The sequence below is a fragment of the Peribacillus frigoritolerans genome (assembly GCF_004358755.1).
Classification (GTDB): domain Bacteria; phylum Bacillota; class Bacilli; order Bacillales; family Bacillaceae; genus Bacillus_P.
This window is the reverse complement of record NZ_SMZY01000001.1, coordinates 1,016,908-1,042,092: the sequence shown is the minus strand read 5'-3', so window position 1 is coordinate 1,042,092 and position 25,185 is coordinate 1,016,908. Positions and strand designations below refer to the sequence as shown.

General features: G+C 41.3%; 29 protein-coding genes, 1 pseudogene and 1 other annotated feature. Of the genes and pseudogenes, 8 read left to right on the top strand and 22 right to left on the bottom strand.

The window, feature by feature from the left end:
- Nucleotides 1-69: 69 nt before the first annotated feature.
- The 6 genes from E2R53_RS05480 to cdaS all read right to left on the bottom strand — a co-directional run bounded on the left by E2R53_RS05480 (nucleotide 70) and on the right by cdaS (nucleotide 7,891).
- Nucleotides 70-639 carry a superoxide dismutase family protein gene (locus tag E2R53_RS05480; protein WP_133310745.1) on the bottom strand — a complete coding sequence of 190 codons (570 nt, stop codon included), beginning with the start codon at nucleotides 637-639 and terminating at the stop codon, nucleotides 70-72.
- Nucleotides 640-716: 77 nt separating this feature from the next.
- Nucleotides 717-2,381, bottom strand: a complete 1,665-nt coding sequence (argS, locus tag E2R53_RS05475; RefSeq protein WP_133310744.1) for an arginine--tRNA ligase — start codon at nucleotides 2,379-2,381, stop codon at nucleotides 717-719.
- A gap of 47 nt (nucleotides 2,382-2,428) precedes the next feature.
- Nucleotides 2,429-2,646: a binding site (T-box leader), on the bottom strand.
- A gap of 248 nt (nucleotides 2,647-2,894) precedes the next feature.
- Entirely contained in the window at nucleotides 2,895-3,914 is a 1,020-nt protein-coding gene (locus E2R53_RS05470; protein ID WP_133310743.1) for a LysM peptidoglycan-binding domain-containing protein, read from the bottom strand.
- A gap of 608 nt (nucleotides 3,915-4,522) precedes the next feature.
- The gene (locus E2R53_RS05465; RefSeq protein ID WP_133310742.1) at nucleotides 4,523-5,719 is read right to left on the bottom strand and encodes an MFS transporter; all 1,197 of its coding nucleotides are present in this window, start codon (nucleotides 5,717-5,719) and stop codon (nucleotides 4,523-4,525) included.
- A 108-nt stretch (nucleotides 5,720-5,827) separates the two neighbouring features.
- A complete protein-coding gene (locus E2R53_RS05460) occupies nucleotides 5,828-7,162 on the bottom strand; it encodes an NCS2 family permease (RefSeq protein ID WP_133310741.1) in 1,335 nt (444 codons plus the stop codon).
- A gap of 126 nt (nucleotides 7,163-7,288) precedes the next feature.
- On the bottom strand, nucleotides 7,289-7,891 hold the full coding sequence (gene cdaS, locus E2R53_RS05455; RefSeq protein WP_286166080.1) for a sporulation-specific diadenylate cyclase CdaS: 603 nt from the start codon (nucleotides 7,889-7,891) through the stop codon (nucleotides 7,289-7,291).
- 148 nt (nucleotides 7,892-8,039) lie between these two features.
- Here cdaS and E2R53_RS23515 point away from each other — a divergent pair, with 148 nt between their 5' ends.
- Both E2R53_RS23515 and E2R53_RS05450 read left to right on the top strand, forming a co-directional pair.
- A complete protein-coding gene (locus E2R53_RS23515; RefSeq protein ID WP_286166079.1) occupies nucleotides 8,040-8,162 on the top strand; it encodes a hypothetical protein in 123 nt (40 codons plus the stop codon).
- Between the two features lie 64 nt (nucleotides 8,163-8,226).
- Nucleotides 8,227-9,591 (top strand): MATE family efflux transporter, encoded by a 1,365-nt coding sequence (locus E2R53_RS05450; protein ID WP_133310739.1) that lies wholly within the window; start codon nucleotides 8,227-8,229, stop codon nucleotides 9,589-9,591.
- Nucleotides 9,592-9,640: 49 nt separating this feature from the next.
- Here E2R53_RS05450 and bshB2 read toward each other — a convergent pair whose 3' ends face one another.
- The 4 genes from bshB2 to rarD all read right to left on the bottom strand — a co-directional run bounded on the left by bshB2 (nucleotide 9,641) and on the right by rarD (nucleotide 11,994).
- Complete coding sequence (gene bshB2, locus E2R53_RS05445; RefSeq protein ID WP_133310738.1) at nucleotides 9,641-10,309, bottom strand: bacillithiol biosynthesis deacetylase BshB2; 669 nt, start codon at nucleotides 10,307-10,309, stop codon at nucleotides 9,641-9,643.
- 15 nt (nucleotides 10,310-10,324) lie between these two features.
- Entirely contained in the window at nucleotides 10,325-10,675 is a 351-nt protein-coding gene (locus tag E2R53_RS05440; protein WP_070875938.1) for a YojF family protein, read from the bottom strand.
- Nucleotides 10,676-10,689: 14 nt separating this feature from the next.
- Nucleotides 10,690-10,962 carry a hypothetical protein gene (locus E2R53_RS05435; RefSeq protein ID WP_133310737.1) on the bottom strand — a complete coding sequence of 91 codons (273 nt, stop codon included), beginning with the start codon at nucleotides 10,960-10,962 and terminating at the stop codon, nucleotides 10,690-10,692.
- Between the two features lie 90 nt (nucleotides 10,963-11,052).
- Nucleotides 11,053-11,994: an EamA family transporter RarD gene (rarD, locus tag E2R53_RS05430; RefSeq protein WP_133310736.1), complete on the bottom strand. Its 942-nt coding sequence runs from the start codon at nucleotides 11,992-11,994 to the stop codon at nucleotides 11,053-11,055.
- Nucleotides 11,995-12,131: 137 nt separating this feature from the next.
- On the opposite strand from rarD, the gene E2R53_RS05425 reads away from it, so the two are divergent.
- Nucleotides 12,132-12,608 carry an Hsp20/alpha crystallin family protein gene (locus E2R53_RS05425; protein WP_133310735.1) on the top strand — a complete coding sequence of 159 codons (477 nt, stop codon included), beginning with the start codon at nucleotides 12,132-12,134 and terminating at the stop codon, nucleotides 12,606-12,608.
- A 134-nt stretch (nucleotides 12,609-12,742) separates the two neighbouring features.
- Here the strand turns inward: E2R53_RS05425 and E2R53_RS05420 are convergent, their stop codons facing one another.
- The 6 genes and pseudogenes from E2R53_RS05420 to E2R53_RS05400 all read right to left on the bottom strand — a co-directional run bounded on the left by E2R53_RS05420 (nucleotide 12,743) and on the right by E2R53_RS05400 (nucleotide 15,362).
- Nucleotides 12,743-12,994 carry a hypothetical protein gene (locus E2R53_RS05420; protein ID WP_133310734.1) on the bottom strand — a complete coding sequence of 84 codons (252 nt, stop codon included), beginning with the start codon at nucleotides 12,992-12,994 and terminating at the stop codon, nucleotides 12,743-12,745.
- Between the two features lie 109 nt (nucleotides 12,995-13,103).
- Nucleotides 13,104-13,466: a DUF2188 domain-containing protein gene (locus tag E2R53_RS05415; RefSeq protein WP_133310733.1), complete on the bottom strand. Its 363-nt coding sequence runs from the start codon at nucleotides 13,464-13,466 to the stop codon at nucleotides 13,104-13,106.
- Between the two features lie 335 nt (nucleotides 13,467-13,801).
- Nucleotides 13,802-13,969 (bottom strand): hypothetical protein, encoded by a 168-nt coding sequence (locus E2R53_RS23145; protein WP_165970900.1) that lies wholly within the window; start codon nucleotides 13,967-13,969, stop codon nucleotides 13,802-13,804.
- Nucleotides 13,970-14,059: 90 nt separating this feature from the next.
- Nucleotides 14,060-14,263 (bottom strand): annotated as a pseudogene (locus E2R53_RS23510) (IS1595 family transposase); the annotation flags it as partial.
- A 47-nt stretch (nucleotides 14,264-14,310) separates the two neighbouring features.
- Nucleotides 14,311-15,039 carry an SDR family NAD(P)-dependent oxidoreductase gene (locus E2R53_RS05405; RefSeq protein ID WP_133310732.1) on the bottom strand — a complete coding sequence of 243 codons (729 nt, stop codon included), beginning with the start codon at nucleotides 15,037-15,039 and terminating at the stop codon, nucleotides 14,311-14,313.
- The gene (locus tag E2R53_RS05400; RefSeq protein ID WP_133310731.1) at nucleotides 15,036-15,362 is read right to left on the bottom strand and encodes a winged helix-turn-helix transcriptional regulator; all 327 of its coding nucleotides are present in this window, start codon (nucleotides 15,360-15,362) and stop codon (nucleotides 15,036-15,038) included. The genes E2R53_RS05405 and E2R53_RS05400 overlap by 4 nt, the downstream gene beginning before the upstream one ends.
- 153 nt (nucleotides 15,363-15,515) lie before the next feature.
- Here E2R53_RS05400 and E2R53_RS05395 point away from each other — a divergent pair, with 153 nt between their 5' ends.
- The 3 genes from E2R53_RS05395 (at nucleotide 15,516) to E2R53_RS05385 (ending at nucleotide 18,326) form a co-directional block, all read left to right on the top strand.
- Entirely contained in the window at nucleotides 15,516-16,139 is a 624-nt protein-coding gene (locus E2R53_RS05395; RefSeq protein WP_133310730.1) for a nitroreductase family protein, read from the top strand.
- A 101-nt stretch (nucleotides 16,140-16,240) separates the two neighbouring features.
- Entirely contained in the window at nucleotides 16,241-17,527 is a 1,287-nt protein-coding gene (locus E2R53_RS05390) for a GntP family permease (protein ID WP_133310729.1), read from the top strand.
- Nucleotides 17,528-17,549: 22 nt separating this feature from the next.
- Nucleotides 17,550-18,326 carry a 3-hydroxybutyrate dehydrogenase gene (locus tag E2R53_RS05385; RefSeq protein WP_133310728.1) on the top strand — a complete coding sequence of 259 codons (777 nt, stop codon included), beginning with the start codon at nucleotides 17,550-17,552 and terminating at the stop codon, nucleotides 18,324-18,326.
- A 70-nt stretch (nucleotides 18,327-18,396) separates the two neighbouring features.
- Here the strand turns inward: E2R53_RS05385 and E2R53_RS05380 are convergent, their stop codons facing one another.
- The 3 genes from E2R53_RS05380 to E2R53_RS05370 all read right to left on the bottom strand — a co-directional run bounded on the left by E2R53_RS05380 (nucleotide 18,397) and on the right by E2R53_RS05370 (nucleotide 21,469).
- Nucleotides 18,397-19,002, bottom strand: a complete 606-nt coding sequence (locus E2R53_RS05380) for an alpha/beta hydrolase (protein ID WP_133310727.1) — start codon at nucleotides 19,000-19,002, stop codon at nucleotides 18,397-18,399.
- 63 nt (nucleotides 19,003-19,065) lie between these two features.
- A complete protein-coding gene (gene wrbA, locus E2R53_RS05375) occupies nucleotides 19,066-19,677 on the bottom strand; it encodes an NAD(P)H:quinone oxidoreductase (RefSeq protein ID WP_133310726.1) in 612 nt (203 codons plus the stop codon).
- A gap of 388 nt (nucleotides 19,678-20,065) precedes the next feature.
- Nucleotides 20,066-21,469, bottom strand: coding sequence for a S41 family peptidase (locus E2R53_RS05370; protein WP_286166078.1), 1,404 nt, complete (start codon nucleotides 21,467-21,469; stop codon nucleotides 20,066-20,068).
- Nucleotides 21,470-21,761: 292 nt separating this feature from the next.
- On the opposite strand from E2R53_RS05370, the gene E2R53_RS05365 reads away from it, so the two are divergent.
- Nucleotides 21,762-22,457: a class I SAM-dependent methyltransferase gene (locus E2R53_RS05365; protein WP_165970899.1), complete on the top strand. Its 696-nt coding sequence runs from the start codon at nucleotides 21,762-21,764 to the stop codon at nucleotides 22,455-22,457.
- A gap of 82 nt (nucleotides 22,458-22,539) precedes the next feature.
- Nucleotides 22,540-22,797: a hypothetical protein gene (locus E2R53_RS05360; RefSeq protein ID WP_070875952.1), complete on the top strand. Its 258-nt coding sequence runs from the start codon at nucleotides 22,540-22,542 to the stop codon at nucleotides 22,795-22,797.
- Nucleotides 22,798-22,827: 30 nt separating this feature from the next.
- Here the strand turns inward: E2R53_RS05360 and E2R53_RS05355 are convergent, their stop codons facing one another.
- From E2R53_RS05355 to deoD, 3 genes are all read right to left on the bottom strand, one after another.
- Complete coding sequence (locus E2R53_RS05355; protein WP_133310724.1) at nucleotides 22,828-23,352, bottom strand: mismatch-specific DNA-glycosylase; 525 nt, start codon at nucleotides 23,350-23,352, stop codon at nucleotides 22,828-22,830.
- Nucleotides 23,352-24,128: a M15 family metallopeptidase gene (locus E2R53_RS05350; RefSeq protein ID WP_133311170.1), complete on the bottom strand. Its 777-nt coding sequence runs from the start codon at nucleotides 24,126-24,128 to the stop codon at nucleotides 23,352-23,354. The genes E2R53_RS05355 and E2R53_RS05350 overlap by 1 nt, the downstream gene beginning before the upstream one ends.
- A 268-nt stretch (nucleotides 24,129-24,396) precedes the next feature.
- Entirely contained in the window at nucleotides 24,397-25,098 is a 702-nt protein-coding gene (gene deoD, locus E2R53_RS05345) for a purine-nucleoside phosphorylase (protein ID WP_133310723.1), read from the bottom strand.
- Between the last annotated feature and the right edge of the window lie 87 nt (nucleotides 25,099-25,185).

Genomic DNA, 25,185 nt, shown 5'->3' with positions numbered 1-25,185 from the left:
TGCTGTCTCATCTGCTTTTTTATTTACACATATTCTGCTCGTTCACTTTATGAATTCGTCTCCGCTCTTCTAGTTCACTATTGCCCCGCATGCAATCCTGTTCCCTGCGTTTCCGGCGGGATCTGTCATGTAGTCATCTTCTTTTTCGTGGATAATGATTGAAGTTCCGTCTTCATCCAGCAGCGAATTCTTCTTCCCCTGTTTTAGTGTGACCTCAGCTGCATGCAGTTCGACATCCACTGTCCCATCTTCGTCAATTTCAATATTCGGCAGGTCTCCTGCATGAAAGCCTTTAGGATTATCAAATCCATGCTGCTTTTTGGCAGGATTGAAATGCCCTCCTGCTGATTTGAAATCCGGCTTTTCGCATTTTCCTGTTTCATGGAGATGGATGGCCTTCTTCCCAGGCTCTAATCCTTCAGCCTTCAATCGGATTGTCACTCCTTTGGATGACTCAGTCAGATCTGCTGTTCCAATTTGAACGCCCTCGCTGTTTATAATATCAACGTTTACTGGAGCGACTGCCTTCTCACTGACAGGCAGTGATTCATCTTCTGACTCTATTTCTGCAGTAGCCTGACAGGCGCTCAAGCTTAATGATGCTGCGATTATTACTGTGTAAAAGCTTTTTCTGTTCATACACACAATCCCTCCATTTTAAAATTCTTTAGCATGATTGCCATAAAAGCAGAATTTTAAAACGGCTGATTCAGAGCCTACATCTTTTCAGGAGCTTGAATCCCAAGTATGGTCAGCCCATCCTTCAAGATGCTGCACACGGAATGAACAAGCAAAAGTCTGGATGTGAGGGATTGATTTTCTTCAAGGATTTTCACTTTTGCGTAATATGAATTAAACGCCCTGCACACTTGCAAAAGATATTTTGCAAGAATGGACGGGTCGTACTTATCAAACGCGGATAGAATAACTTCCTCATACTGAACAAGGAGTTTTAGCACTTCCCAGCTGGAATCATCTGTTAAAGCCATGACGTTCTCTGACTTAATCCCGCTGCTTTTTCTTAATAAAGAGCATCCGCGTGCATGTGTATATTGCACATATGGACCTGTCTCCCCTTCAAACTTAAGCATTTCACCCAATGAAAATTCTATATTATTTGTTCGATCATTCTTCAGGTCATGAAATATAATCGCCCCTACTCCCACCGCTCGTGCGACCTCCTCTTTGTTTTCCAGCTGAGGATTTTTCACTTCAATATTTGCTTTTGCAGCGGAGATGGTCTCTTTTATTACTTCATCTAAAAGTACTACTTTGCCTTTTCTAGTAGACATTTTCTTTCCATCCTTCAAAATGAATCCAAACGGTATATGATGAAGATCTTGATGCCAGCTGCACCCCATTTTCTTAAGGACGGCGAAAACCTGTTTGAAATGAATCGATTGTTCCATCCCGACCACGTAAAGAGATTTATCAAACTGATATGTTTCCTTTCTGTAATGAGCGGCAGCCAAATCTCTTGTAGCATAAAGAGTTGCTCCATCCCTTTTCCGGATCAGGCACGGCGGCAGATTATCCTTATCTAAAGAAACTACTTTTGCACCTTCAGAATGTTCCAGCAGGCCTTTTTTCTCAAGGATTTCACATATACCTGATAGTTGGCTGTTGTAGAATGCTTCTCCATTATACGTATCAAATTGAACGCCTAATAGCTCATAAACCCTCTGAAAGTCCGCAAGTGATGCCTCTCTGAACCATTTCCACAGCTTTAATGCTTCTAAGTCACCGTCCTCCAGCCGTTTAAACCAGCTTCTGCCCTCTTCATTCAGCTCAGAAAGAACGTCAGCTTCTTTATGAAACTTAACATACAGTCTAAAAAGCTCCTGTATCGGATGTTTCATGACAGCTTGTTCATTCCCCCATCTTTTATAGGCTGCAATCAGCTTGCCAAATTGTGTGCCCCAGTCGCCAATATGATTGATTCTGACAACATTATAGCCGCATTTTTCTCCTAGATTGGCAATGGCATGGCCGATGACCGTTGAACGAAGATGTCCCATCGAAAAAGGCTTCGCAATATTTGGAGATGAAAAATCAATGGCCATTACCTTTGATTTTTCAGGAATCAGATAGGGAACCTTCATTTTTAGACATTCCTTGCTTATGATCTCTCTGTTAAGATGAAAATTCACATAGGGACCTGCAGCTGTTGCACTTGTAATAAATTCATCTTTGATTGTTGCTGCAAGCCAGCTTGCAATATGAATCGGATTTTTTTTATAGATTGAAGCAAGGGCGAAACAAGATAAGCTGTAATCTCCAAACTGTCTGGCCTTCGGAATTTCAAGGATATCCACAATTGTTTCAAGGTTAAGATCGTTGTCTAATGAGGCATGAATAATGGCCCCTAGTTTCTTTTTCATTAGGTATCCTCCTTTTAAAAAATAAAAACGCCCGTCTCTTTGTTTACAAAAGAGACGGGCGTTTTCCCGCGGTACCACTCTGATTGTTCATTTCTGAACCACTCGCAGCGTATTAACGGACAGCCGGCCGGCATGCCCTACTGAAAAATTTCAGGCATGCTCCTAGAAAGTGCGCTTCATCATTCCGTTCATTTTAGGCTTTCACCATTCCTAAATCGCTGATAGATGAACTGGATATGACTACTCTCTTCATCATGGGATTTTTTTCTATTAAGAGTTATTATATGTAAATCTTTGAGGAATGCAAGAGTTTTTTTGCTCGTTTATAAATTTATAACAGACAATAAGTTGGTTTCTTTTCTGTCTGTCGGAACAGGCCTTGGCACTTGCTCTTTTGTTCTTTATCCATATTCTTTAGGCAGCGGACCATACAATCATATGAATGGATTTGAGCAATCATCCTTTAAAGGCAGATTGTATTTTTTCGAAAAAAAAAGAAGCCTTAATGGCTTCTTATTTTAAGTAGCGTTTTGCTCCAAGGTATCTTGCTTTCCAATAGGAATTATCTAATTTAGAGATCGTTACACCTGATGAACTCGCATGAATAAATTCTCCATTGCCAAGATAAATTCCCATATGAGACGGGCCTGCCTTGTATGTAGTGAAATAAACGAAGTCACCTTTTTGCGGAGAGCTGACTGACGTCATTATGTCCCAATATCCAGCAGTGCTTAGGCGGGAGACAGACGTCACTTTGTTCAGTACATAGTACATGAATCCGCTGCAGTCAAATCCAGAAGGAGTATTTCCAGCCCAGCGGTATGGGACTCCAACATGTTTCTTGGCTTCAGCAATCATCGTGTCAATTTTACTGTTTGCAGATGGCTTTGTTTCTTCCACCTTACTAGGCGCAGCTTGGCTTGAACCTTTCACTTTAAGGATCTGGCCAGCATAAATCACATCTGATTTAAGATTGTTCATGGCTTTTAATTCAGGAACGGTAAGATCGAATTGATTTGCGATCTTTCCAAGGTAATCACCTAGCTGCACTTTATAAGTTGCTGCAGCAGGCTTACTGGCAGCTGGTTTCGGAGCAGCTGCGGCTGGCGCTTGTGCAGCACTTTTGCTTACTTTTAAAGTCTGCCCTGGACGGATCAAATCTGACTTTAGTCCGTTTAAACTCTTTAGCTCATTCACTGATACATTATGGTTTCTTGCAATGACCCAGAGGGAATCGCCTGATTTCACTTTGTATGTAGAGACAGAGGTTTTAGCGGGAGCAGCAGATTTTTGGACACTTGATGCGGGTTTTACAGCAGTTCCGGATATCTTCAGGACTTGTCCTGGAAAAATCATATCTTTAGCAAGCTTGTTTGTCATTTTAATAGTTTCGACTGATGTTTTATACTCGCGTGACAACTTCCATAACGAATCGCCTTTTTTAACGGTTATGCTGTCTGCAGAAGCTGCGGAGCCAAGCAAGCCGGAACCGATGACTGCTGAAGCAGTTAACCCAATAATTTTCTGTTTCATTGTTCGCTAAGTACCTCCTTTTTTCTTACATGATTATTTTAATAGATTAGGGCATTAATTACTACAAATTTCTAAAAATAGCACTATATTCTTACTAAAATAGCTAATTTTCTCTTTTCTTATCCCGTTTTTTTGCAAAAAATGACAGAATTAGTCATTTTTGGCCGATTTTTGAGATAGCATATCCAATCTGAATTTCATATAGTAATAAAAAAGAAACAGGGTGTTTAAAATGGCGAAGAGAAATCGGGGAAAGACATTATACAAAATGGCATCAAGAGCCCGCGGCACTTGTCCAATTTGCGGAACAGAGAGAATTAAACTGCTCTACCCTAACCTGCAGGCGGATGGGAAGAAGCTTACAGTTTGTAAGAAATGCAGGGAGAAGTAGAAAAGCGGAACCGACTGTTCAGACTCGGGCAGACAGATAAGGATCCGCCGGTGAAGGCGCTTTTTGCCAATGCTTGCGGATCCGTTCTGGCCGAGGGGCTAGGAGGTGGAGTTAGACAAGTAGAAAAGCTGAATCGCCCGTTTAACGCAGGCAGACAGAAAACGGAAAAAAACAGCCTTATAGATATACAAAAAAGAGAGGGGCTCCCCCCTCTCTTTTACTTGCTTTCACTTAATCTGCCTACTTCTGTTTTTTGAAAATATTTCATTCCATAGATGACGACCATCAAGAGCGATAATGTTCCAAAGATTAGCACCATGAACTGCAGGCCGATTGTATCAAGGAACAGGCCCGTACCGAGGAGAACAACCTGGAACATCACCCGGTCAAGCATATTTCTAAACGAGAAGAAACGGCCGTGATATTCTTTTGGAATCTTTGTTTGGAAAATGGTCGAAACAATTGGGAAAAAACAGCCTACCCCAAGTCCGAATAATCCAAATGAGATGAGCGACATCCACATGATATCACTGAAAAATAAGCTTAGATGTGCGATTGAAATAATTAGAGCAAATGCAAACAGCATGTGAACGGATGAAAACCGGCTGGTAATTTTTTTTACAAAAAAAGCGCCGATCATAAACGCAATGCCTTCCACTGTATAAAGGAGGCCTTTAATGGACGTGCTGTCCTGAAGCTCGCTTATGTTAATGACCATCAGATTAAATCCGCCGATGAACAAAACCGGAATGATTGTCAGGACCAGAGCTGTAATGGCGATTGGGGTCCCTTTTAATACGGGAAGGACTTCTTTAAAGCTGCCGGACTTCCCTGATTTTGACTGCTCTCTCTTATCTTCTTTAAAATCAAGCAGAAAAGTAGCGCCAAAAAGAACGGCATATGCAGCCATCGACATGGCGTAAATAGATGTGAGACTCATAAAGACTAAAAGCGCGCCGGCAAGTGCTGTGCCGATGACTCTTGCCATAGTTGCAACATTCATGTGCACTCCGTTCATCTGTATCAGATCATTGTCTTTTACAATTATCGGAATCACTGCCTGAAGAGCAGGAAAATAAAAGGCTGCAGATAATTGTATGCTGATCATAAACAGGATCATAAAGAAAAGAGAATCAAATTGTATCGCCATAAACATAAAGATGACGCTGAGCATTCTTCCAAGCCCTGAGTATATAAGCACCGTTTTTTTGGAGCAGCTGTCAATCATTTTCCCCGCAAGCGGCCCTACAAGCACCCCGGCGAGCAGCCCAATAAATAAAATAAGTGATTTCATAAAATCAGATGGTACGTTTTTCTGCATAAATTCCAAGTTTCCAATTATGCCAAACCATAAACCAAGACCGGCAATAAATTCACCGCTCAGGACAATCCAGACGTTTTTATTTTTCCACATGGTGATATCTCCGTTTTCTGTTTTTTTACTATATCTACTATAGCATCTGAGCATTTATTTCGACTAGCGAAACTTTTTATAAACAAAAAAAGCCCTAATTAGGGCCGGTCAAATCATCGTATAGAAATTAATCAAGAAGGCAGCTGCAATGACATACATCATCCAATGCAGTTCTTTTGTTCTGCCCGTGAAAACCTTTAATAGTGTGTAAGAGATAAAACCGAATGCCACCCCTTCTGCAATGCTGAACGTGAGAGGCATCATAATGAGTGTTAAAAAGGCCGGAATCAATTCGGTTAGATCATCAAAATGAATTTCCTTCAATTCTGTCATCATAAAGGCCCCAATGATAATTAATACAGGTGCTGTAGCAGCGTTTGGGATGAATTGAATCAGAGGTGTAAACAAAAGCGTGAGCAAAAACAGTATTGCAGCAAATACTGCTTTTAAGCCTGTCCTTCCTCCTTCTGCAATTCCGGTCGCATTTTCAATGTAGGTATTCATGGCTGTACTTCCAAACACCGCACTGATCATTGTGCCGAGCGCACCTGTCGTCAATGCGCGTTTCATGTTAGGTGTTTCGCCATTTTCATCATTCAAATTCGCTTTTTTTGTTAATCCGATCAGGGTAGCCAATGTATCGAATAATTCTACAATCGTAAATGAGAAGATGACTGAGAAAATACCGTATCCGATGGCAGCCATAATATCAAGCTTCATAAATGTTAATTCAACTGAAGGCCAGTCAAAGGACAGGATATCCCCTGCTGATTTAGGCACAGGCGAGTGGCCGATCAGCATGGACAGTGCGGTAATGACAATGATGCTTAAGATCAAGCCGCCTCTGATATTTCTCGATACAAGCACCGCAGCAAGGATCAGCCCTGCAAGCGCAAGCCATGTTCCCTGATCGGCAATATTTCCGAGTGCCACATATGTAGCTTCATCAGGAACAATGATGCCCCCGTTTTTCAGGCCAATAAATGCTACAAATAATCCGATTCCTGCTGTGATGGATGCTTTTAATGTTTTAGGAATAGCAGAGACTACCTTTGAACTGACTCCTGTGACAGATAATAGAAAGAAGACAAAACCCGAGATAAATACGGCCCCGAGAGCCGTTTCCCACGATAATCCCTGACCGAGGACAACCGTATATGTAAAAAAGGCATTTAACCCCATGCCTGGTCCAATGACAATCGGCAGGTTTGCCCATAATCCCATTAAAAGTGTCGTAATGACGATCGCTAAAATGGTACCGGCAAGGGCTGCTTCCTTAGGCATTCCGGCTTCTGATAAGATAATCGGGTTGACAAGGATGATGTAGCTGACAGTCATAAATGTTGTCAGAGCAGCAATAAATTCCGTTTTTACGGTTGTTTTCCGTTCATCTAAACGGAAAAATGAGTTTAAAAACGATTGTAGGTTTTTCTTGTCTTGCATTTGTTCTTCCTCCTCATAAATAGAAGAGCGCTGTCTTATCATGCTGATGGCTGAAGCAAATCATGAAGGCATAGCTCATAAAGTAAAAACTACATTATAAAGGATTTTTCAAAATATGAAAAGCATTTATTCAGAGCTGAATGGATACAGCCCGCCATTTATCGCAAATGACATGTTCCCTGTCTCTTCCGATACAACAAGAGCAATCGCATCTGTAGATTCTGTAATGCCAAGGGCAGCCCGATGCCTTGTTCCGACCTTAGCATCTGAGGTTTTCGTTGAAAGCGGAAGTACATTTGCTGCTGATATAATTTTGGTTCCTGATACGAGAACGGCTCCATCATGAAGCGGATTCCCCGGATAAAAAATACTTTCAAGCAATGACGCCGATAAATAAGCATCAATCGGCACGCCGTTTTGAAGAAAAGAGATAAGAGGATCTTTTCTTTCTATCACGATTAAACCGCCGTGTTTATGATCAGACAGCTGCTGAATGACTCTAGATAGCACGGCATAATGCGGAGTATATTCAGATAAATAAGACTGCAAGTAAAAGGATGATGCCTGCGACTGAAGCTGCTGAAATATCTTATGCAGGTCTTCAAGCTCACAGAGCAGACAATGGTCTTTCTCATGAAGAGAGTTCATCAGCTGCCGGGATTCTTCAATGATGTTTCCCAGCTGGTCATAAATGTGTTTTTTTATGGGATCAATTAATTCGTGTTCCAAAACGTACAGCTCCTCTCCGCCATTTTTCACCGTTTTTCTTATTGTTTGGAAAATCTCCGCTTTCCATGCAATAATTTTCCATTTAGGGTTCATACTAAAATAAAATAACAGCAGCTTTGACACAGTTGCTAATATAACGGAGGTTTACATGATGACAACAGCTAAAATCATTCAATATCTTTTTTCTGGTATGGGTGTAATGATCTTAAGTTATTTTTACTATCAAATGTTTAAACCCGAGAAAAAAGAGCTTGAAGAGAAGTCGAAATAGTCACGAGTTCTATTTTTTCATGTTATAATTCTTTCGTTACTCTACGAAACCGAGGATAATGAACATGAATCAAACCTTCACTCTTTGGGAGAAAGGCAAGCAATTTTCTCTCATCCTTTTGCCGATTTTGATTACACAGCTTGCACTTTACTCAATGAATTTCTTTGATACGACCATGTCAGGAAAAGTCAGCCCTGGAGATCTTGCAGGAGTTGCAATCGGATCAAGCATATGGGTTCCTGTCTATACCGGACTAAGCGGCATTCTGCTTTCAGTAACTCCAATTGTTTCTCAGTTTGTGGGCGCTAAACAAAAGGAGAAAATACCTTTTACGGTCATTCAAGGTCTGTACCTTTCCGTTTTACTGTCGATTATCGTTGGAGTAATCGGAATTTTTGTCATTGACCCTATTTTAAACACAATGACACTCGAGGATCATGTCAGAGAGACGGCTAAGTTTTATCTGGCTGCTTTGGCTTTTGGCATATTGCCGCTTTTTGCTTATAATGTATTGCGGTGTTTCATAGATGCGCTCGGATTTACGAGGGTCTCCATGATCATCACTTTATTATCTCTGCCGATCAATGTTGTATTCAATTATTTATTTATCTATGGAAAGTTCGGTTTTCCGGCTCTGGGCGGCGTAGGAGCTGGTGTTGCTTCAACTATTACATACTGGAGCATCTTTCTGATTTCCGCTTATGTCATCATGAAAAAGCACCCCTTTGTGAACTACGGCATTTTCAATAAACTGTACCGTGCTTCTGCAAAAGCATGGCTCAGTCTCTTAAAAATCGGAATTCCAATAGGGATTGCCATTTTCTTTGAAACCAGTATTTTTGCTGCTGTTACCTTATTGATGAGCAATTATGACACGGTCACGATTGCCTCCCATCAAATCGCCATCAATTTTGCTTCTCTTCTGTACATGCTTCCGCTGAGCATTTCAATGGCGCTGACAATTGTCGTCGGTTTTGAAGTGGGCGCGAAACGGTACAGAGATGCGAAGCAGTACAGTTATCTCGGGATTGTCATGGCTGTTATTCTGTCGGTTATTACCGCAGCGGTTATCTATTTCCTAAGAAGTGAAATTGCGGAGATCTATACGAACGAAGACATTGTCATCAAACTCTCGGCTCAGTTTTTGATCTATGCGATTTTCTTTCAGCTGTCAGATGCAATAGCCGCTCCGATACAAGGAGCACTGCGGGGCTACAAGGATGTGAATGTCACCCTGGTGATGGCACTTGTTTCTTACTGGGTCATCGGACTTCCAACGGGATATTGGCTCGCAAACAATACGTCTTTCATGGCTTTCGGCTACTGGATCGGCTTGATTGCAGGTCTTGCCGCAGCCGCTGTTGCGCTGTCTACAAGGCTGTGGTTTATTCAAAATAAGGTTTATACACTAAGTGAAAAACAAAGATAAGCATTGAACATAGAAGAAGATGATCTCGAAGAAACGAGATCATCTTTTTTTATTCATCATTCCATTTATACGTCCAGAAAATCTCCTGCTCCACCCAATGCATGACTTCAGGATCTTTATTCTTAAACTTTTCTTCCATTTGCTTAAGCATGCCTTCTGTTTGGCTGCGATGAGCGCGCAAAGCATTTAGCTTCATTTCGGCAACACTTGAGATATCAATCGTGACATCATGCTCGCCAAGCACTTCTGCACGATTTCTCGTAATGGCAACACAGTAAGTCAGAGGACGCTCTTCAAGCGGCATTCTGCTTAATGCGCGAATGGTTGCAGCCCCAGTTGCATCATGATCAGGATGAACGCCATGTCCAGGATAAAAGGTCACAACAAGGGTCGGCTTCACTTCTTGAATAATTTCTTCTATTATATCAGCAAATCGGTCGATATCTTCAAATTCAAGGGTTTTGTCGCGCAGGCCAAGCATTCTTAAATCCTGAACATTAAGTGCATCACATGCATCTCTCAGTTCTTTTTTGCGGATTTCAGGCAGGATCTCCCGGTTTGCAAACAGCGGATTCCCCATGTTTCTTCCCATTTGACCAAGTGTTGCACAGGCATATGTAACAGGAATCCCTTCTTTGCGTTTTAACGACATCAAACCTCCAACTCCAAATGACTCGTCATCCGGGTGAGGCAAAACGACTAATACATGCTCTCTCATTTTCATTCTCCCTTTCTACTCTGCAAACGGAGTCTCGCTGATTTGAAGCGCAATGGCAAGCTTTCCTTCGCGGTCATGCCCTGCCATCAGCAGCTGATTATTTTCATTGTATACCCAGTCTGTCAGGCCTTCTGCATATATCCAGCCATGATCTATTTTAAGACCGACACGGTAAGGACCCTGTCCGGTGATCTTAGCCTGGTCAAAGGATACCTTTGCATTTCTGATAAATGCCACGACTGTCATATTATTTTCATTCATATGGGCAGAGTAGGCGCCTGTCGTTGTTTCGAGGTGAACATAAACTTCCTTGTTCACCAGAACATCTAAATGTTTTTGAATGTCATCTTTCGTAATGGGGACCATCTTTCTGCTCCTTTTTATGTAGATTGTCTGATTTCTTCATACACTTTTATATGCAGGTCAATCAGGGTAAGCTTTTCCTGATCGCCAAGGCTTGCCATGGAAATCCGTTTGACTGCGGAAAAAAACTTCTGCTCAGTATTTTTCCGCAGGCGCGGATGGGTCATTTCATCCTGCAGTTCAACTTTAATAGCGCCAAGGAGTGTCTGCATATTATCATCACTGACCTCAAGCTGCCGATTTGACCAAAGCTTACGGTATACCTCTAAAAGCTCGCGGCTTTCCGTCATCTCCTGTCATCATTCCTTTCCTGACTCTCTTATTGTATACTGAAAAATCATTTCAATGAAAGAAAAAAGCCTTGCACAGGGCAGGCTGTTTTACATCTCCATTGTTTTCTTCTTCTTCAGCTTCCATGAATGTTCCTTCATTCCTCTTATATGTGAGAATGAAAAGAGCACAAGCGCACTCCAAATTAACGAAAATGTAATAATTTCAGTGCTCGTAAATGATTCATCATATATTAAAACCCCAAGTAAAAGCGTGATGGTTGGTGCGATATATTGCAGAATGCCAACCATGAACAATGGAATATGCTGTGCTCCTTTTGCAAACAGCAGCAATGGAACGGCCGTCACAATTCCAGCTCCAATTAAAAATGCATTTGTACCTATACTAAAGGCGAAAAATGCAGACTCCCCTTTATTTGCAATTGAAACTAAATAAATCAGGGCAACAGGCATGACCATCATGGTCTCAAGTGTAAGTCCGATTGAAGCATTTAATTTCGTTACTTTTTTAGTTAAGCCGTAAAAACCAAAGCTCAGTGCCAGTATAATTGCTACAAATGGAAACTTCCCATATTGCATGGTCATGAAAAGTACACCAGCCGCAGCAAGGATAAACGAAGCATATTGCCATCTATTAAGCCGTTCTTTCAAAAACACCATGCCAAGGAGAACACTGATTAAAGGATTAATATAATACCCTAAACTCGTTTCCAGGATGTGATTATGATTAACGGCCCAAATGTATAAGAACCAGTTAATGCTTATTAATACTGATGATAGAATTAGTGAAAGCAGAAGAAGCGGTTTTTTTATCATTCTCTTGCAGACTTCCAGAAGCTGCGCCCATTGTTTATTGAACTGAATCAGCCCCATCATGAAAAGAAATGACCAAAATACACGGTGTGCCAGAATTTCTTCAGCCCCGACATGATCGATAAGCTTCCAATAAACTGGAAGGATCCCCCATAAAAAATAGGCTAGTGCTGTGTGCATCAGGCCTGTGCGATATGTATCTATATTTCTTTGCTCCATTTTACAGCACCTTCCTTTTCAAAACTCCATGCTCATTATAATCCCGATACAAGGACTTCCACAAGAAAAAAAACTTAACCAGGACCCATCCTTTTACATATAGTAAAGTATACCTGTAAAAAAGGGCGTGAACATGCATGTTTCCCTGGAAAAAAAACTTTCCATTTAATCAATCCGGGCAAATGCCTGATGCTTTTCAAAATATGAACCCTAAAAATGTAGAGGATTACATTCAAAACGTCATGGGAAATGTTTTCGGCGATGGCTTTCCTCAGCAGTTCCCTTTTCAGGGCAATATGCCAGGCAATATCCCGCAAATAAATAAACAGCAGCAAGCAAATCAAACCAATACTGAGCTTTTTGAAACCAACGACCACATCTTCGTCAAAGTGCAGGCTTCAGATGAACAGCTTAAAAATCTCCGTATTCAGCACAGCAGCAATCAGCTTTTCATCTTAGACTACCCCTCAATAGGTGAACAAAAAAAGCTTGTTTTGCCTGCTCTTGTTAAACGAAAAGGAACAAAAGCATCATACCGGAATGGGATTCTTGAAATTAAACTGCAAAAAAATGAGGATCTGCAAATATCGGAGATTGAAATAACGAACGACTGACAGACTTTTTTTATTCTGAGGTATCTGAAGACTGATAGTGGGATTTAATTTTATCATCAAATTAAAAACAATGGACCAGAGAGCAAGCTCTCTGGTCCATTGTTTTTATGATTATGCTTCCTCTAATATTCTTCTTAATACGGCCCTCCTGGGTATGGTCCTCCCGGATAACCTGGATATCCGCCCGGTCCAGGTCCTGGGTAGCCTCCGTAAAACGGTGCCGGCGGCGGTGGCGGCGGATAATAATAAGGTCTTGGATAGTTAAAAAGCGCACTTCCAAGGAATCCTCCCAACAATCCTCCTACAAGCGGAGCTCCAAATCCGAAAAAGAAAGGTCCTCTATTTCCTGCGCTGCGGTAGCCTCGTGCTGCATAGTGCGGGTACATGCATTCCCCTCCTCCATATATCACTTACCTTATAAGGGTATTCACCTAAAAGGTTTTGGAGTGGGCGAATATCTCAGGGAAAATCAATTTTATGAAAAAGCATTCCCCCTTATGCGTTTATTTTGGTTTCGACTGAACCGTCCTTTAGATGAACGACCAATGTGCAGTTATTTTGCTTCACAAGCTCTCTTCCTTTTTCAAGCGCCTCTTGTTTCGTATCAAAACGGTAACTGGCCCGTTTGTTTCCGTCTTTTTTCAGCATCCATCCATCGTCATCAGCCATCAGAAGATATTCATCTTTTTCAGAATCATTGTCAGCCCATTTTTCAGCCTGTGAAACAGCAATCGGAATGGCTCGTCCCTCTTCATAACCATCATCAAGCAGGGCATTGCCGATCTCAATTGCTTTTTCACGGGTTTCATCAGGAAGGTTTTTCATTGAGCTTGGGTAATCTTGTTTTGTCCAAGGCATTTCAGACTCATTCCTTTCAGGGTTATTTATTCCTACTTTACCCGGGTGAAATGAATTCAAACGAAAGGATTGAAGATTTGCATAAAGTGATAGCCTGTTTCACGGATTGCTGGCTTTTCGCTGTTGAATCGCAGATAAATTAGAAATTGAGAAAAATCCCCTCAGCTTCTATGGTAAAAACTTTTCTAAACCCTATGTCCAGCCCAGTCTTTTTATTTTAAAACAAGGCTGTTTTCGCATTATGTTGTTTACCCAAAAAGAAAACCACCCTTTAAAAGGCGGTTAATTAAACGATCGTTTCCCGTTAGCGGCAAGGAATCCCGATGCGTTGTTTACTAATCTTGCTCTAATATAACAAGTGAATAAACTGCTCCACCACCACCTGCACCTGACATAGCACTCTGAGAGACAACCTTCCATCCCTCTTGCAAAAGCTGATTTAAATCACTTAAGTTATTCTTCTTATCGGTCAAATAATAAATTACGATTGCCTTTTGCATCATACATCTCCCTCCAGAACTCATTAAATTATATAATTTTACCGATTAATCCATCAATAAGAAACCGTTCGCGAATTTTACAATTTGTTTCATTTAAAGTAAACAGACAACAGGCGACCAACATATTTTTCTTATTCGACGTTTTGTTCTCATATTCCTTGCTGTCTAAGTACCTAAACCAAGCCAGTAATTAAGATACTTGGTTGCTGCGCCGTTGCAGCAGTTGATCCAGCGTTTGAGTCGGCTATGGTAACTGTTCACGTTCTGAATGTTGTAAACGCCTTTCACACAATGTTTACGAAAGAGCCCAAAATAAAAAAAGACTGCTCATCAGCAGTCATTCCTTAATGTTCATATATCATCTTTCTTGTCATCCCGCCGTCTACTACTATATCCGTACCTGTTACAAAATCATTTTCAGGATCTGTTAAATAAAAACATGCTTTGGCAATATCAGCTGGCTTGCCAACCCGTTTTGAAAGGTGCTGATCGTGATCGATTTGTCTAAGGTTCCCGTAATCCTTCGTTTCGATCCATCCAGGTGAAATGCTGTTAACCTTAATCCGGTCTTCGCTTAAGGAAACGGCAAGCGAATGGGTCAGCGCAACGATGCCGCCTTTGGTTGCGGCATATGCCTCTGTTCCCGGTTCTGACATCGAAGCCCGTGTAGAAGCGATATTAACAATAAAACCGCCGGCAGAATTCTTTCTCATCACTTTTGCTGCCTCTTTTGAACAAAAGAATGTGCTTCTTAAATTTGTGTTTATGACATGATCCCAATCCTCTAAAGTAAGCTCATAAGGAGATTTAAATCCGGATACACCTGCATTATTTATTAAGATATCGATGGTTCCAGTCAAACGCACAGCTTCTTTTATCAAGTGTTCAATTTCCTGAACATTTTTTACATCTGTTTGCACAAAATGTGCATTTTCAGTGCTGCTTTCTATGCTTTTACCCTTTTTCGCATCTATATCTGCAAATATAACGGCATTACCGGCTGCAGCATACTGTCTGACCAATTCTTCGCCGATTCCGTTTGCGCCGCCTGTGATAATGACTGTTCGTTTCATTCCTTTTTCCCCTCCTCAAAGCAATAGCGATCTGCCCAATCTTTCACTTCTATCATCACTTTTTCTAAAGAGTGGCCCATTTCTGTCAGCTGATACGTAACCTTTACTGGTGTATCAGGAATGACAACCCGCTGAACAATACCGGCTGATTCCAATTCTTTCAATCGTTCCACAAGCATTTTTTGGCTAATACTAGGAATGGTATCTGTTAAATCCTTAAATCGCTTAGGTCCGTCTAACATGACATGGATAATTAAGCCCGACCATCTTTTCCCTAAAAATCCGAATGCTTTTTCCATTTTGGGACATAAATTAGATTCCATCCTGAATCTCCTTTACAGTCTTTTTCTTGACATATAATCTTAATCATTTTATGATAACAAAAGTCAATCACTCAACTTACGAAAAGTTAGTCTGTAACTTTTTGTATATTATACCTTATTTGTAAACGATATTCAACAATGGAGGTTTTCACAATGTCAACAGCAACTACTGAAAGTATCTTATCTATTATGTCTGAACGCAGCTCTGTGCGCAAATATGATCCATCTGCAAAAATAAGCAAGGATGATCTTAAAGAAATTCTAGAGCTCACAGGCAAGGCTCCATCTGCTTGGAACCTGCAGCACTGGAACTTCATGGTTTTCCACAGTGACGAGTCTAAAGAAAGACTTCTTCCCATTGCTTATAACCAAAGCCAAATTACTGAAGCGTCAGCGGTAGTTGCCATTTTAGGCGATCTTGAAGCAAACAAAAATACAGACCAAGTTTATAGCCCTCTTGTAGAAGCTGGTTTTATGAAAGAAGAAATCAAAGACACATTAGCAGGGCAAATCAATGGCGCATATCAAAACCCTGTTTTTGCACGCGACGCAGCTTTCAGCAACGCTTCACTTGCAGCTATGCAGCTAATGCTTACAGCTAAAGCTAAAGGCTACGATACTTGTGCTATCGGCGGTTTTAATGCTCAGCAATTATCTGAAACATTTAAAATTGAAGATCGTTTTGTCCCAGTTATGCTTATCTCAATCGGAAAAGCGGCAAAACCTGCACACCAAAGCTCTCGCATCAGCATCGATGAATTAAGCACATTCCTATAATCTTTTACCCCGGCAAAGGAAAATCTTTGCCGGTTTTGTTTTATTTAGTTTCTTTAGGGGAAATTAAGCCTAGGTAAATCTACTAAAGGAGCTTAAGCAGCATGATAAACATCATTATCGGTTTAGTTTTACTGATGGCGCTTGCCTATCTGGGCTGGTCTATCATCTGGATTGCCCCTCTAATCGCTCTAATTGTAGCAGCACTTGAGGGCATTGAACTCCTTCCGGCTTATACAGAAACGTATATGACGGGATTTGTTGAGTTCACTCTGAAATGGTTTCCGATCTTCCTTCTTGGAGCAATCTTCGGAAAATTAATGGAAGAAACGGGAATGGCGCAATCGGTTGCATTTAAGATTACCCAGTTCATCGGGAAAAAACGAGCGGTTCTTGGCGTTCTGGCTGGAGCGGCAGTCCTTACATACGGCGGTGTAAGCCTATTCGTTGTTGTTTTTGCAATCTATCCGCTTGCGATTGCCCTTTTCAGGTCTGCAGATGTATCGCGAAACCTGATTCCAGCTACAATTGTACTGGGCGCTTTTACCTTTACAATGACGGCACTTCCCGGTACTCCGCAGATTCAAAATATTATTCCAACGGACTATTTTGGGACGACCCCTACTGCCGGTCCGATTATGGGAATTGTCTCAGGATTGATTATGGCCGTCGGCGGATACTTTTATCTAGCATGGCGAGGAAAGAAATTACATAGCAAAGGCGAAAAGTTCACTGAACCCAAAGGCGGCGATGAAGTGAAGGACATCGATCCTGCTGCTCTGCCTAATGCGTATCTGTCAATCATCCCTCTTATCGTGGTTGTTGTCGTTTTGAATGTGTTCAAGCTTGATATTCTGCTGGCTCTGGTTATTGGAATACTCTCTATCATGCTGCTTAGCATTAACAAGTTTAAAACGTTCATCAAATCGATAAACGGCGGCGCCGCAGGATCCGTTATGGCGATCGTCAATACGAGTGCAGCCGTTGGTTTTGGAGCGGTTGTAACCGCTGTGCCGAGTTTTGAACAGCTGACAGATTTAATATTGGGTGTTAAAGGCAATCCCCTAATCTCAGAAGCAATTGCCGTTCAGCTTTTGGCAAGCATCACAGGATCAGCTTCAGGCGGTATGGGAATTGCATTAGAAGCGCTCGGAGGTCAATATATGGAACTGGCAAAAAGCACAGGAATATCTCCTGAAGCCTTTCATCGTATAGCAGCCGTTGCATCAGGGGCATCGATTCTGCCGCATAACGGGGCACTGCTCACCCTTCTTGCTGTAACGGGACTTAAGCATAAACAAACATACTTAGACGTTGCTGTAGTCGGTCTGATCATTCCGATTATCGCCGTCATTTCAGCCATCATCCTCGCATCACTTGGCATTTATTAAATCGAAAAAGGAGATTTTTATTATGTTAAAAGATAAAGTCGTTTTTATTACAGGAGCAGCACAAGGCATTGGTTATGAAGTAGGTGAACGCTTTGCAGAAAATGGAGCAAAAGTTGTTCTTACTGATGTAAATGAAGAAGGCGTAAAAAAAGCGGCTGACCAGCTTGCACAAAAAGGCTATGATACACTCGGACTGAAATGCGACGTAACAAGTGAAGAAGAAATCAAAAAAGCCATTGATGATACAATTGCTCATTTCGGAGAGTTTCATATCTTGATTAATAATGCTGGCCTTCAGTATGTTTCTCCTATTGAAGAATTCCCGACAGAAAAATTCGAACTTTTAATTAAGATCATGCTGACAGCACCATTTCTTGCTACAAAACATGTATTTCCTCACATGAAAAAACAAAAATACGGCCGGATCATCAATATGGCTTCCATCAATGGCGTCATCGGCTTTGCAGGAAAAGCAGCTTATAACTCCGCAAAACACGGCGTCATCGGCTTAACAAAGGTTTCAGCGCTTGAAGGAGCAGCTGACGGAATTACCGTTAATGCCCTATGCCCTGGCTACGTTGACACACCGCTTGTGCGCAACCAATTACAGGATCTTGCTAAAACAAGAAATGTAGACCTTGAAAAAGTGCTAGAAGAGGTCATCTACCCTCTCGTACCGCAAAAACGCCTTCTCTCAGTTGATGAAATTGCTGACTACGCTGTCTTCCTGGCAAGCGAAAAAGCCAAAGGTGTAACAGGCCAAGCTGTATTGCTTGATGGCGGGTATACTGCTCAGTAATTAGAAAAGCGGAACCGCATATCACAGCAAAAAAGGAGCGCCTAACCTGCGCTCCTTTTTGCTGAAGACTTTACTTTAATTTCTCATTGTACCAGGCAGATGCAGCCTCTACTTCTGATGAGGTGAGCTGATGTCCGTGGTTTTCCCAATGGATGACTACTTCCCCACCCGCTGCTTTCAGAATATCGGCAAGATCATGTGTTTCCTGAGGCAGGCAAATCGGATCGTTCATACCTGCTCCGATAAAAATAGGTGTCCCGCTTAACGCGGGAATTTCGATATTTCTTCTCGGCACCATCGGATGATGAAGAATGGCTGCTTTCAAAGGGTTTTCATAATGGAAAAGCAGGCTTCCTGCGATATTTGCACCATTTGAATAGCCAACTGCAACCAGTTCTGAGCGGTCAAAGGAATACTTTTCAGCCGCTTCCGTTAAAAAGTCATTTAATTCACCTGTTCTGAAAATCAGATCCTCTTCATCAAATACACCTTCCGCCAATCTTTTGAAGTAGCGGGGCATTCCATGTTCAAGAACGTTTCCCCTTACACTTAAAATATTGGCATCTGCATCAATATGCTTTGCAAGCGGAATGAGATCATTTTCATCCCCTCCTGTTCCATGCAGCAGCAGTAATGTACGGTTTCGGTTTTTGCCTTTTTCAAAAATGTGTTTCATGCTTGATCGCTCCTATATTAAATCAAAAGGTTTGGCTTGTAAGCCAAACCCTTTTTTTATTTTTTATTGCATGCCTTTTTTAATGGATTCTGCAATCGTAACAGTCCGTTTAGCCTGATGCTTGACTGCGGCTTCAACATTTTCTTTTAAATTTCCGTCCTGATCAACTGTGACAGAAGTACCGTAAGGATTTCCCCCTGCTTCAAATAGAGATTGATCTGTGTAGCCTGGTGCGGCTACAATCGCTCCCCAGTGATACATCGTTGTGTACAAACTTAAGATTGTTGCTTCCTGTCCGCCGTGCGGATTGCTTGCAGAAGCCATGGCACTCACTACTTTATTCGCAAGTTTCCCTTGGAACCACAAGCCTCCGGTTGTATCCAGAAACTGCTTCATTTGTGCAGGAACATTACCAAATCGAGTCGGGACGCTGAAAATGATGGCGTCTGCCCATTCCAAATCATTTAATGTCACTTCAGGAACATCTTTCGTAGCTTCAAGGTGTGCTTTCCATGCAGGATTTGAATCAATCGCAGATTGTGGTGCAAGTTCAGGAACTTTAAGGACTTTTACCTCGGCGAGAGCTTCTTTTGCTCCAGCTTCAGCCCAAGCTGCAAGCTTGTGGTTCGTGCCTGTAGAACTGTAGTAAATGACAGCTAATTTTACATTTGACATTCCGATCTCTCCTCGTGTAATGTACTTTTTTCAAGAACAACTATCTTTAATCAATATATCTCGAATTCAAATTAATTATAAGTTGTCCCAAATCTAAAGTCAACTTATAACAGGTTGATTTCCATTATTACTATACCCTTCATAGAAAAGAAAAAACTCCTTAATATGGAAAAAAGTGTTGTTCAATAAATCTTTGAATGTTTTTTTCTGTGAAATATTTATGGGGTCAGTCCCATTAGTATCACCACTATTGACGGTTCAAAGCTTAAAAACTGGCGGCACTCTTCTAAGTGCTGCTACTTTTGACGGGGCAAGGTCCCAAAAGAAGGGGCTGCCCAATAAGTCAGTAAAAATGACTTTATGGACAGCCCCTATTAAAACCTATTCTCTACATCTGTTCATTCAATACTTTGATGGCTTCTTCCATCTGAGTATCATTTTCTTTCAGCTGCGCCTGGAGTGTTTCAAGCATTTTGATTGTTGTTTCTCCGCTGATTGATCCAGTCGTCTTCAGGCTGTTTTTTGTTTGGAATTCAGTGACAGCCTGTTTTGTTGTTTCTTCATAAAATCCATCTGTTTTTACATTTTTGTATCCTAATGCCTGCAGCATTTGCTGAGCAACTTTTACTTCAGCAGATGAATCTCCCTGTTTTAATTCTTTGTCCGGATTTAAATATGGAAGATTTGCGTATGCCGGGAGTGCAGCTTTATACTGCGGCTCGATCCCTTTTTTATGAATCCATGATCCGTCTGGCGTCAGCCATTTCGCAATCGTGTATTTAATTGAGGATCCGTCCTCAAAGCTTTTTGCTGTTTGGATTGTCCCTTTTCCAAACGTTTTTTCACCGACAATTGGAATGCCGGCTGACTGATGCAAAGCACCGGCCATAATTTCAGCAGCACTTGCGGTTCCATTATCTACAACAACGACAACCGGTACATTCACAGCTGAATCATTTTGTGATTTTTGAACTTCTTTTGAACCATCTTTGTTTTCAATTTGCATGATGGTTTTTCCTTTAGGGACGAAAATATCACTCATTGCAATCGCCTGATCAAGCAGACCGCCGGGATTTTGTCTTAAATCAAGCACAAGCCCCTTAACTTCCTGCTCATTCAGCTCGTTTAAAGCATCAGCAAGTTCTTTTCCGGTCGTTTCTGAAAACTTCGTAATCTGGACCTTGCCTATACCGTTTTCAACCTCTGTATAAACAGTCTCCAGAGGAATGGTATCTCTTGTCAGATTAAAATCAAGCTCTCCCACACCATCACGTTCAATAACAAGCTGAACCTTTGAACCTTTTTCTCCGCGAATCAGCATAACAGCTTCGTTTACCGTCATGCCTTCAACGCTTTTGTCATCAACTTTCAAAATCTTGTCTTTTGGCTTTAATCCAGCTTTTTCAGCCGGTGAACCTTTAATGGGAGAAACGATCATAATTTTCCCATCAGATTCCTGAACCTCAGCACCAATTCCTTCAAAAGAAGATGAAATATTCTCATTGAAACCCTTTGCTTCCTCTTCGTCCATATAAGTTGAATATGGATCATCCAAAGATTGAAGCATTCCTTTAATTGCGCCGTCTACGAGTTTTTCCTGATTTGTATCCTGATAAAATTCGCCTTTAAGCGTGTCGTATGTAGAATAAAGCTTTTCAAAGGGGTCATTGCTTTTCCCCTCTGCCTGACTCAGGCCGCTGTCTTTCTGAACGACCGCAAACGTTATACCTGCGCTAATGATGGCAGTTAAAAGGATTGCAAACAGAAATTTCACATTGTTATTTTTAAACAATTTAACACCACCCTCATTATGTAATCATTATGAGTAACGAACACAAAAACGTCAAGAACAAAGCGGATACGTTCTGACAGAGGATCAAACCGCCGGGCTTTTATGAATTCCTAAGCAACTTAGAATTCAGCGAATCACAGGTTCCCTCAAACAGTATTTACTATTAAGCGAAAACCATTCTTCCTGTTTTTATTATATCTCTTTCTTGTTTAGATTTTCGGACAAATCAGGGTATCCCGCTTCACCGGATATGCAAAATCAGCATAATTTAGTTTGAAAGGAGTTCATGCAAATGCCTGGTTATCTTGATTTACTGGCACATCTTGGAGTTGGTGGGGCCCATCCCGGCGGCTTTATGCTGACAAAAGAAATTACACAGCTTGAAATGATTCCTGAATCATCATCCATTCTTGATGCTGGCTGCGGCACTGGCCAAACCATGCAGTTTCTGAAATCGCTGAATTATGATGTGACCGGTTTAGATATTGATCCCATTATGCTATTAAAAGCCAAAAACAGATTAAAAGAAGATACTTGCCTTGTTCAAGGATCATTAGAGAAGCTTCCATTTAAAGACAATCAATTTGATTTCATTTTTTGCGAGTCTGTATTAAGCTTTACAAATCCTGCTGAGTCATTGAGTGAGCTGAACCGTGTGCTGAAGGATAACGGCGTTCTGCTTTCGATTGAAGTAACACGAGCAGACCAGCCTGACCGCAAATTAATAGAAAAAATCCAGTCATTTTACGGATTTCATCATCTTTTTAATGAACAGGAGTGGAAGTCTGCATTTAAAACAGCAGGCTTTCAAAAAGTTGAAGTACGCACAGAACATGACTATATTATAGAAGAAGATGAACCAGCCACAGAATTTGATATGTCAGAAAACCTGGATTCCGTGTACTTTGATATGCTTGCTGAGCATGAAAAATTGCGGGAAGGCTATCATCAAGCTGTTCAATTCCGCATTTTCAGATGTATGAAATAGAGCCTATCGGGGTATTCGTACAAACCCTTCTTTCCTTTTTTTCATAGTTTATGAAGAAGCAGGTTGAAGGGAGGAAAAAAATTTGTCTCAAAATTATTATAATCTTTGCTGTCAGTATCATGGAAAAGTTGTCCGCATCAGTGACCGATTTGGAAATCAGCATGTTGGCAGAATCACGAATGTTACTAGACAAAAGGTCTTCATCCAGCCTTTTGGAGGGCGAGGACGCGGCGGTTACGGCATAGGATTCTATGGCGGCGGATATGGCTATGGAGCTCCATATGGAATCGGGCTTGCGTTTGTAACAGGCATCGTTTTAGGCGGGTTGCTTTTCTGGTAAAAAATGAAATGACAAAAAAGCAGGCTCTCTTCATTTGAGAGCCTGCTTTTCTTTTAGGAGTTTTGTTAATTCCTTGTAGATGCCGACGATTTCATCCTGCTTCATTCTCACCAGACCGCTTGAAGAAGGAGCTGTAAATTCCATGACGCCCCGCGCAATCGAATCAGGCTGAAGGCCCCAATCAGCTTTCTTTTTTCCACTATACGATAAGTAAACACCTTTACCGACAAAGCAGGCTATTTTGGGCTGATAGAACAAAAGCTTGTTCAAAAGCTCTTTTTTGCCTGTCTGATATTCTTCAGCAGTTATTTCAGCAGCAGCTTTCGTTGGCCGGTGGACGATATTTGTAAACCCAAACCCTTTTTCAAGCAGTTCCCCATCTTCACTGGGCATATATAGCCTGTCCGTTATTCCTGCCTGATAAAGAATTCTCCAAAAACGATTGCTTTTACTTGCATAATGGTGCATGACTTCTGCTGAATACAAACTCGGATTAAACCCGATGAAGATCACATCCAGATCAGGTCTCAACAGATCAAGATCAGGGTAATTCATTAAATTTTCTTCACTTTATCAAAAAATTCTTCGAGCGTCAGATCGTTTTCATAGATTTCAGCAGCTTCATTCACTCCTACATAGCGCAAATGCCATGGTTCATAAGCAAACTGAGTAATTTCTTCTTTTCCTTTTTGATAGCGGATAATAAAGCCGAATTTATGGGCATTCTCTTTCACCCATTTCCCTTCAGGCGTATCCCCGAATTTTTCGGTGATGTCCATACCTGCGCTTCTGCTCGTAACATCCATAGCAAGTCCTGTCTGATGCTCGCTTTGACCAGGAAGTGCGACTGTTTCAAGTGCCACTTCATCACCTTTTCGCGCTTTCTCAACATTTAGAATACCGGTTTGGCGTTCATATGATCGGTAGCCGGAAACGGCAAATAGTTCGATGCCTTCTTTTGTCGCCTGTGCAAACATCTTTTCAAGTGCAATGGCTGCCTCTTGGCGAATGTAACGCTGAGGAACATCCGTATCTCCGAATGAAAACTCAACCTTTGGAGATACAAGGTCAGCAGGCTCATATGTTGAAGGAAGAGAGTATTCCTTATTCACGAGAACCATTCGATTCTCGGGATTTGTAATTGTCGGCTTTCCATTTACTTCTTGAATCTTGTTGAAAAACTGTTCTTCTAATTGAAATTGAGCGGTTTTTTCTTTAGGTTCTTCCACTTCGCTCTGTTTTTCCTGCTGAGTTTCAGATTGTCCTTCTTTAAATGGGTTAAGATCCTTTGACAGCTGAATTCCTGAACATGCCGAAAGGAAAAGCGCCATTGGGATAATAGTTGTTACAGTTGCTTTTTTAAAGTTCAAAATTAGTTCACCCTACCTGCCTGTATGTCTTTCATGCTTTCATTTTATCACTATTGCCTAAAATGAGAAAAACTATATCTGTCAATTGTGGCAGATCTTGTCGAAAAAAAGAGAAAACGCACGAAAAAATTTTCGCGCGCTTCTTTTGTGCTCTCTTCTATAACTTTATTGTGATCAATCTTTAATAAAAAGTTGACTTTTGGATTCTTCACTGTCAAGTACAGTCTTTTTATTTAATTGCTGCCTCTAAAGCAATTTCCATCATCTCATTAAACGTTGTTTGACGCTCTTCAGATGTTGTTTCTTCGCCAGTTAAAATGTGATCGCTTACTGTAAGCACAGATAATGCCTGGCGTCCGAATTTAGCTGCAAGCGTATAAAGTGCTGCTGACTCCATTTCGATTGCAAGAACACCGTATTTCGCCCATTTTTCAAGCTCGGAGTTGTCATTATAGAACATATCTGCTGTAAAAACGTTGCCGACTTTTAATTTTAACCCTTTTTCAGTGCCGGCATCATATGCATGCTTCAGCAATTCAAAATCTGCTGTCGGTGCATAATCTACTCCGCCGAAAGTCATTCTGTTCATTTGAGAATCGGTTGATGCACTCATTGCGAGAATCACATCTCTTACTTTAACATCCTGCTGAATCGCACCGCATGTTCCAACGCGGATTAATTTTTGAACATTGTAGCTTTGCATAAGTTCATTAACATAAATGGCGATGGATGGAACACCCATTCCTGTACCCTGTACAGAAATGCGATGGCCTTTGTATGTTCCAGTAAATCCGAGCATGCCGCGTACTTCGTTGTAGCATACTGCATCTTCTAAAAACGTTTCTGCTATATATTTGGCACGAAGCGGATCTCCAGGCAATAAAATGGATTCTGCGATTTCATTTGGTTTTGCTCCTATGTGAACACTCATTGTTCATACCTCCAGTTATATGTATAAAAAGGTGCTTTTTCAATATACCATAATATGCGCTAAAAAATCATTTCTCCTTCTACATTT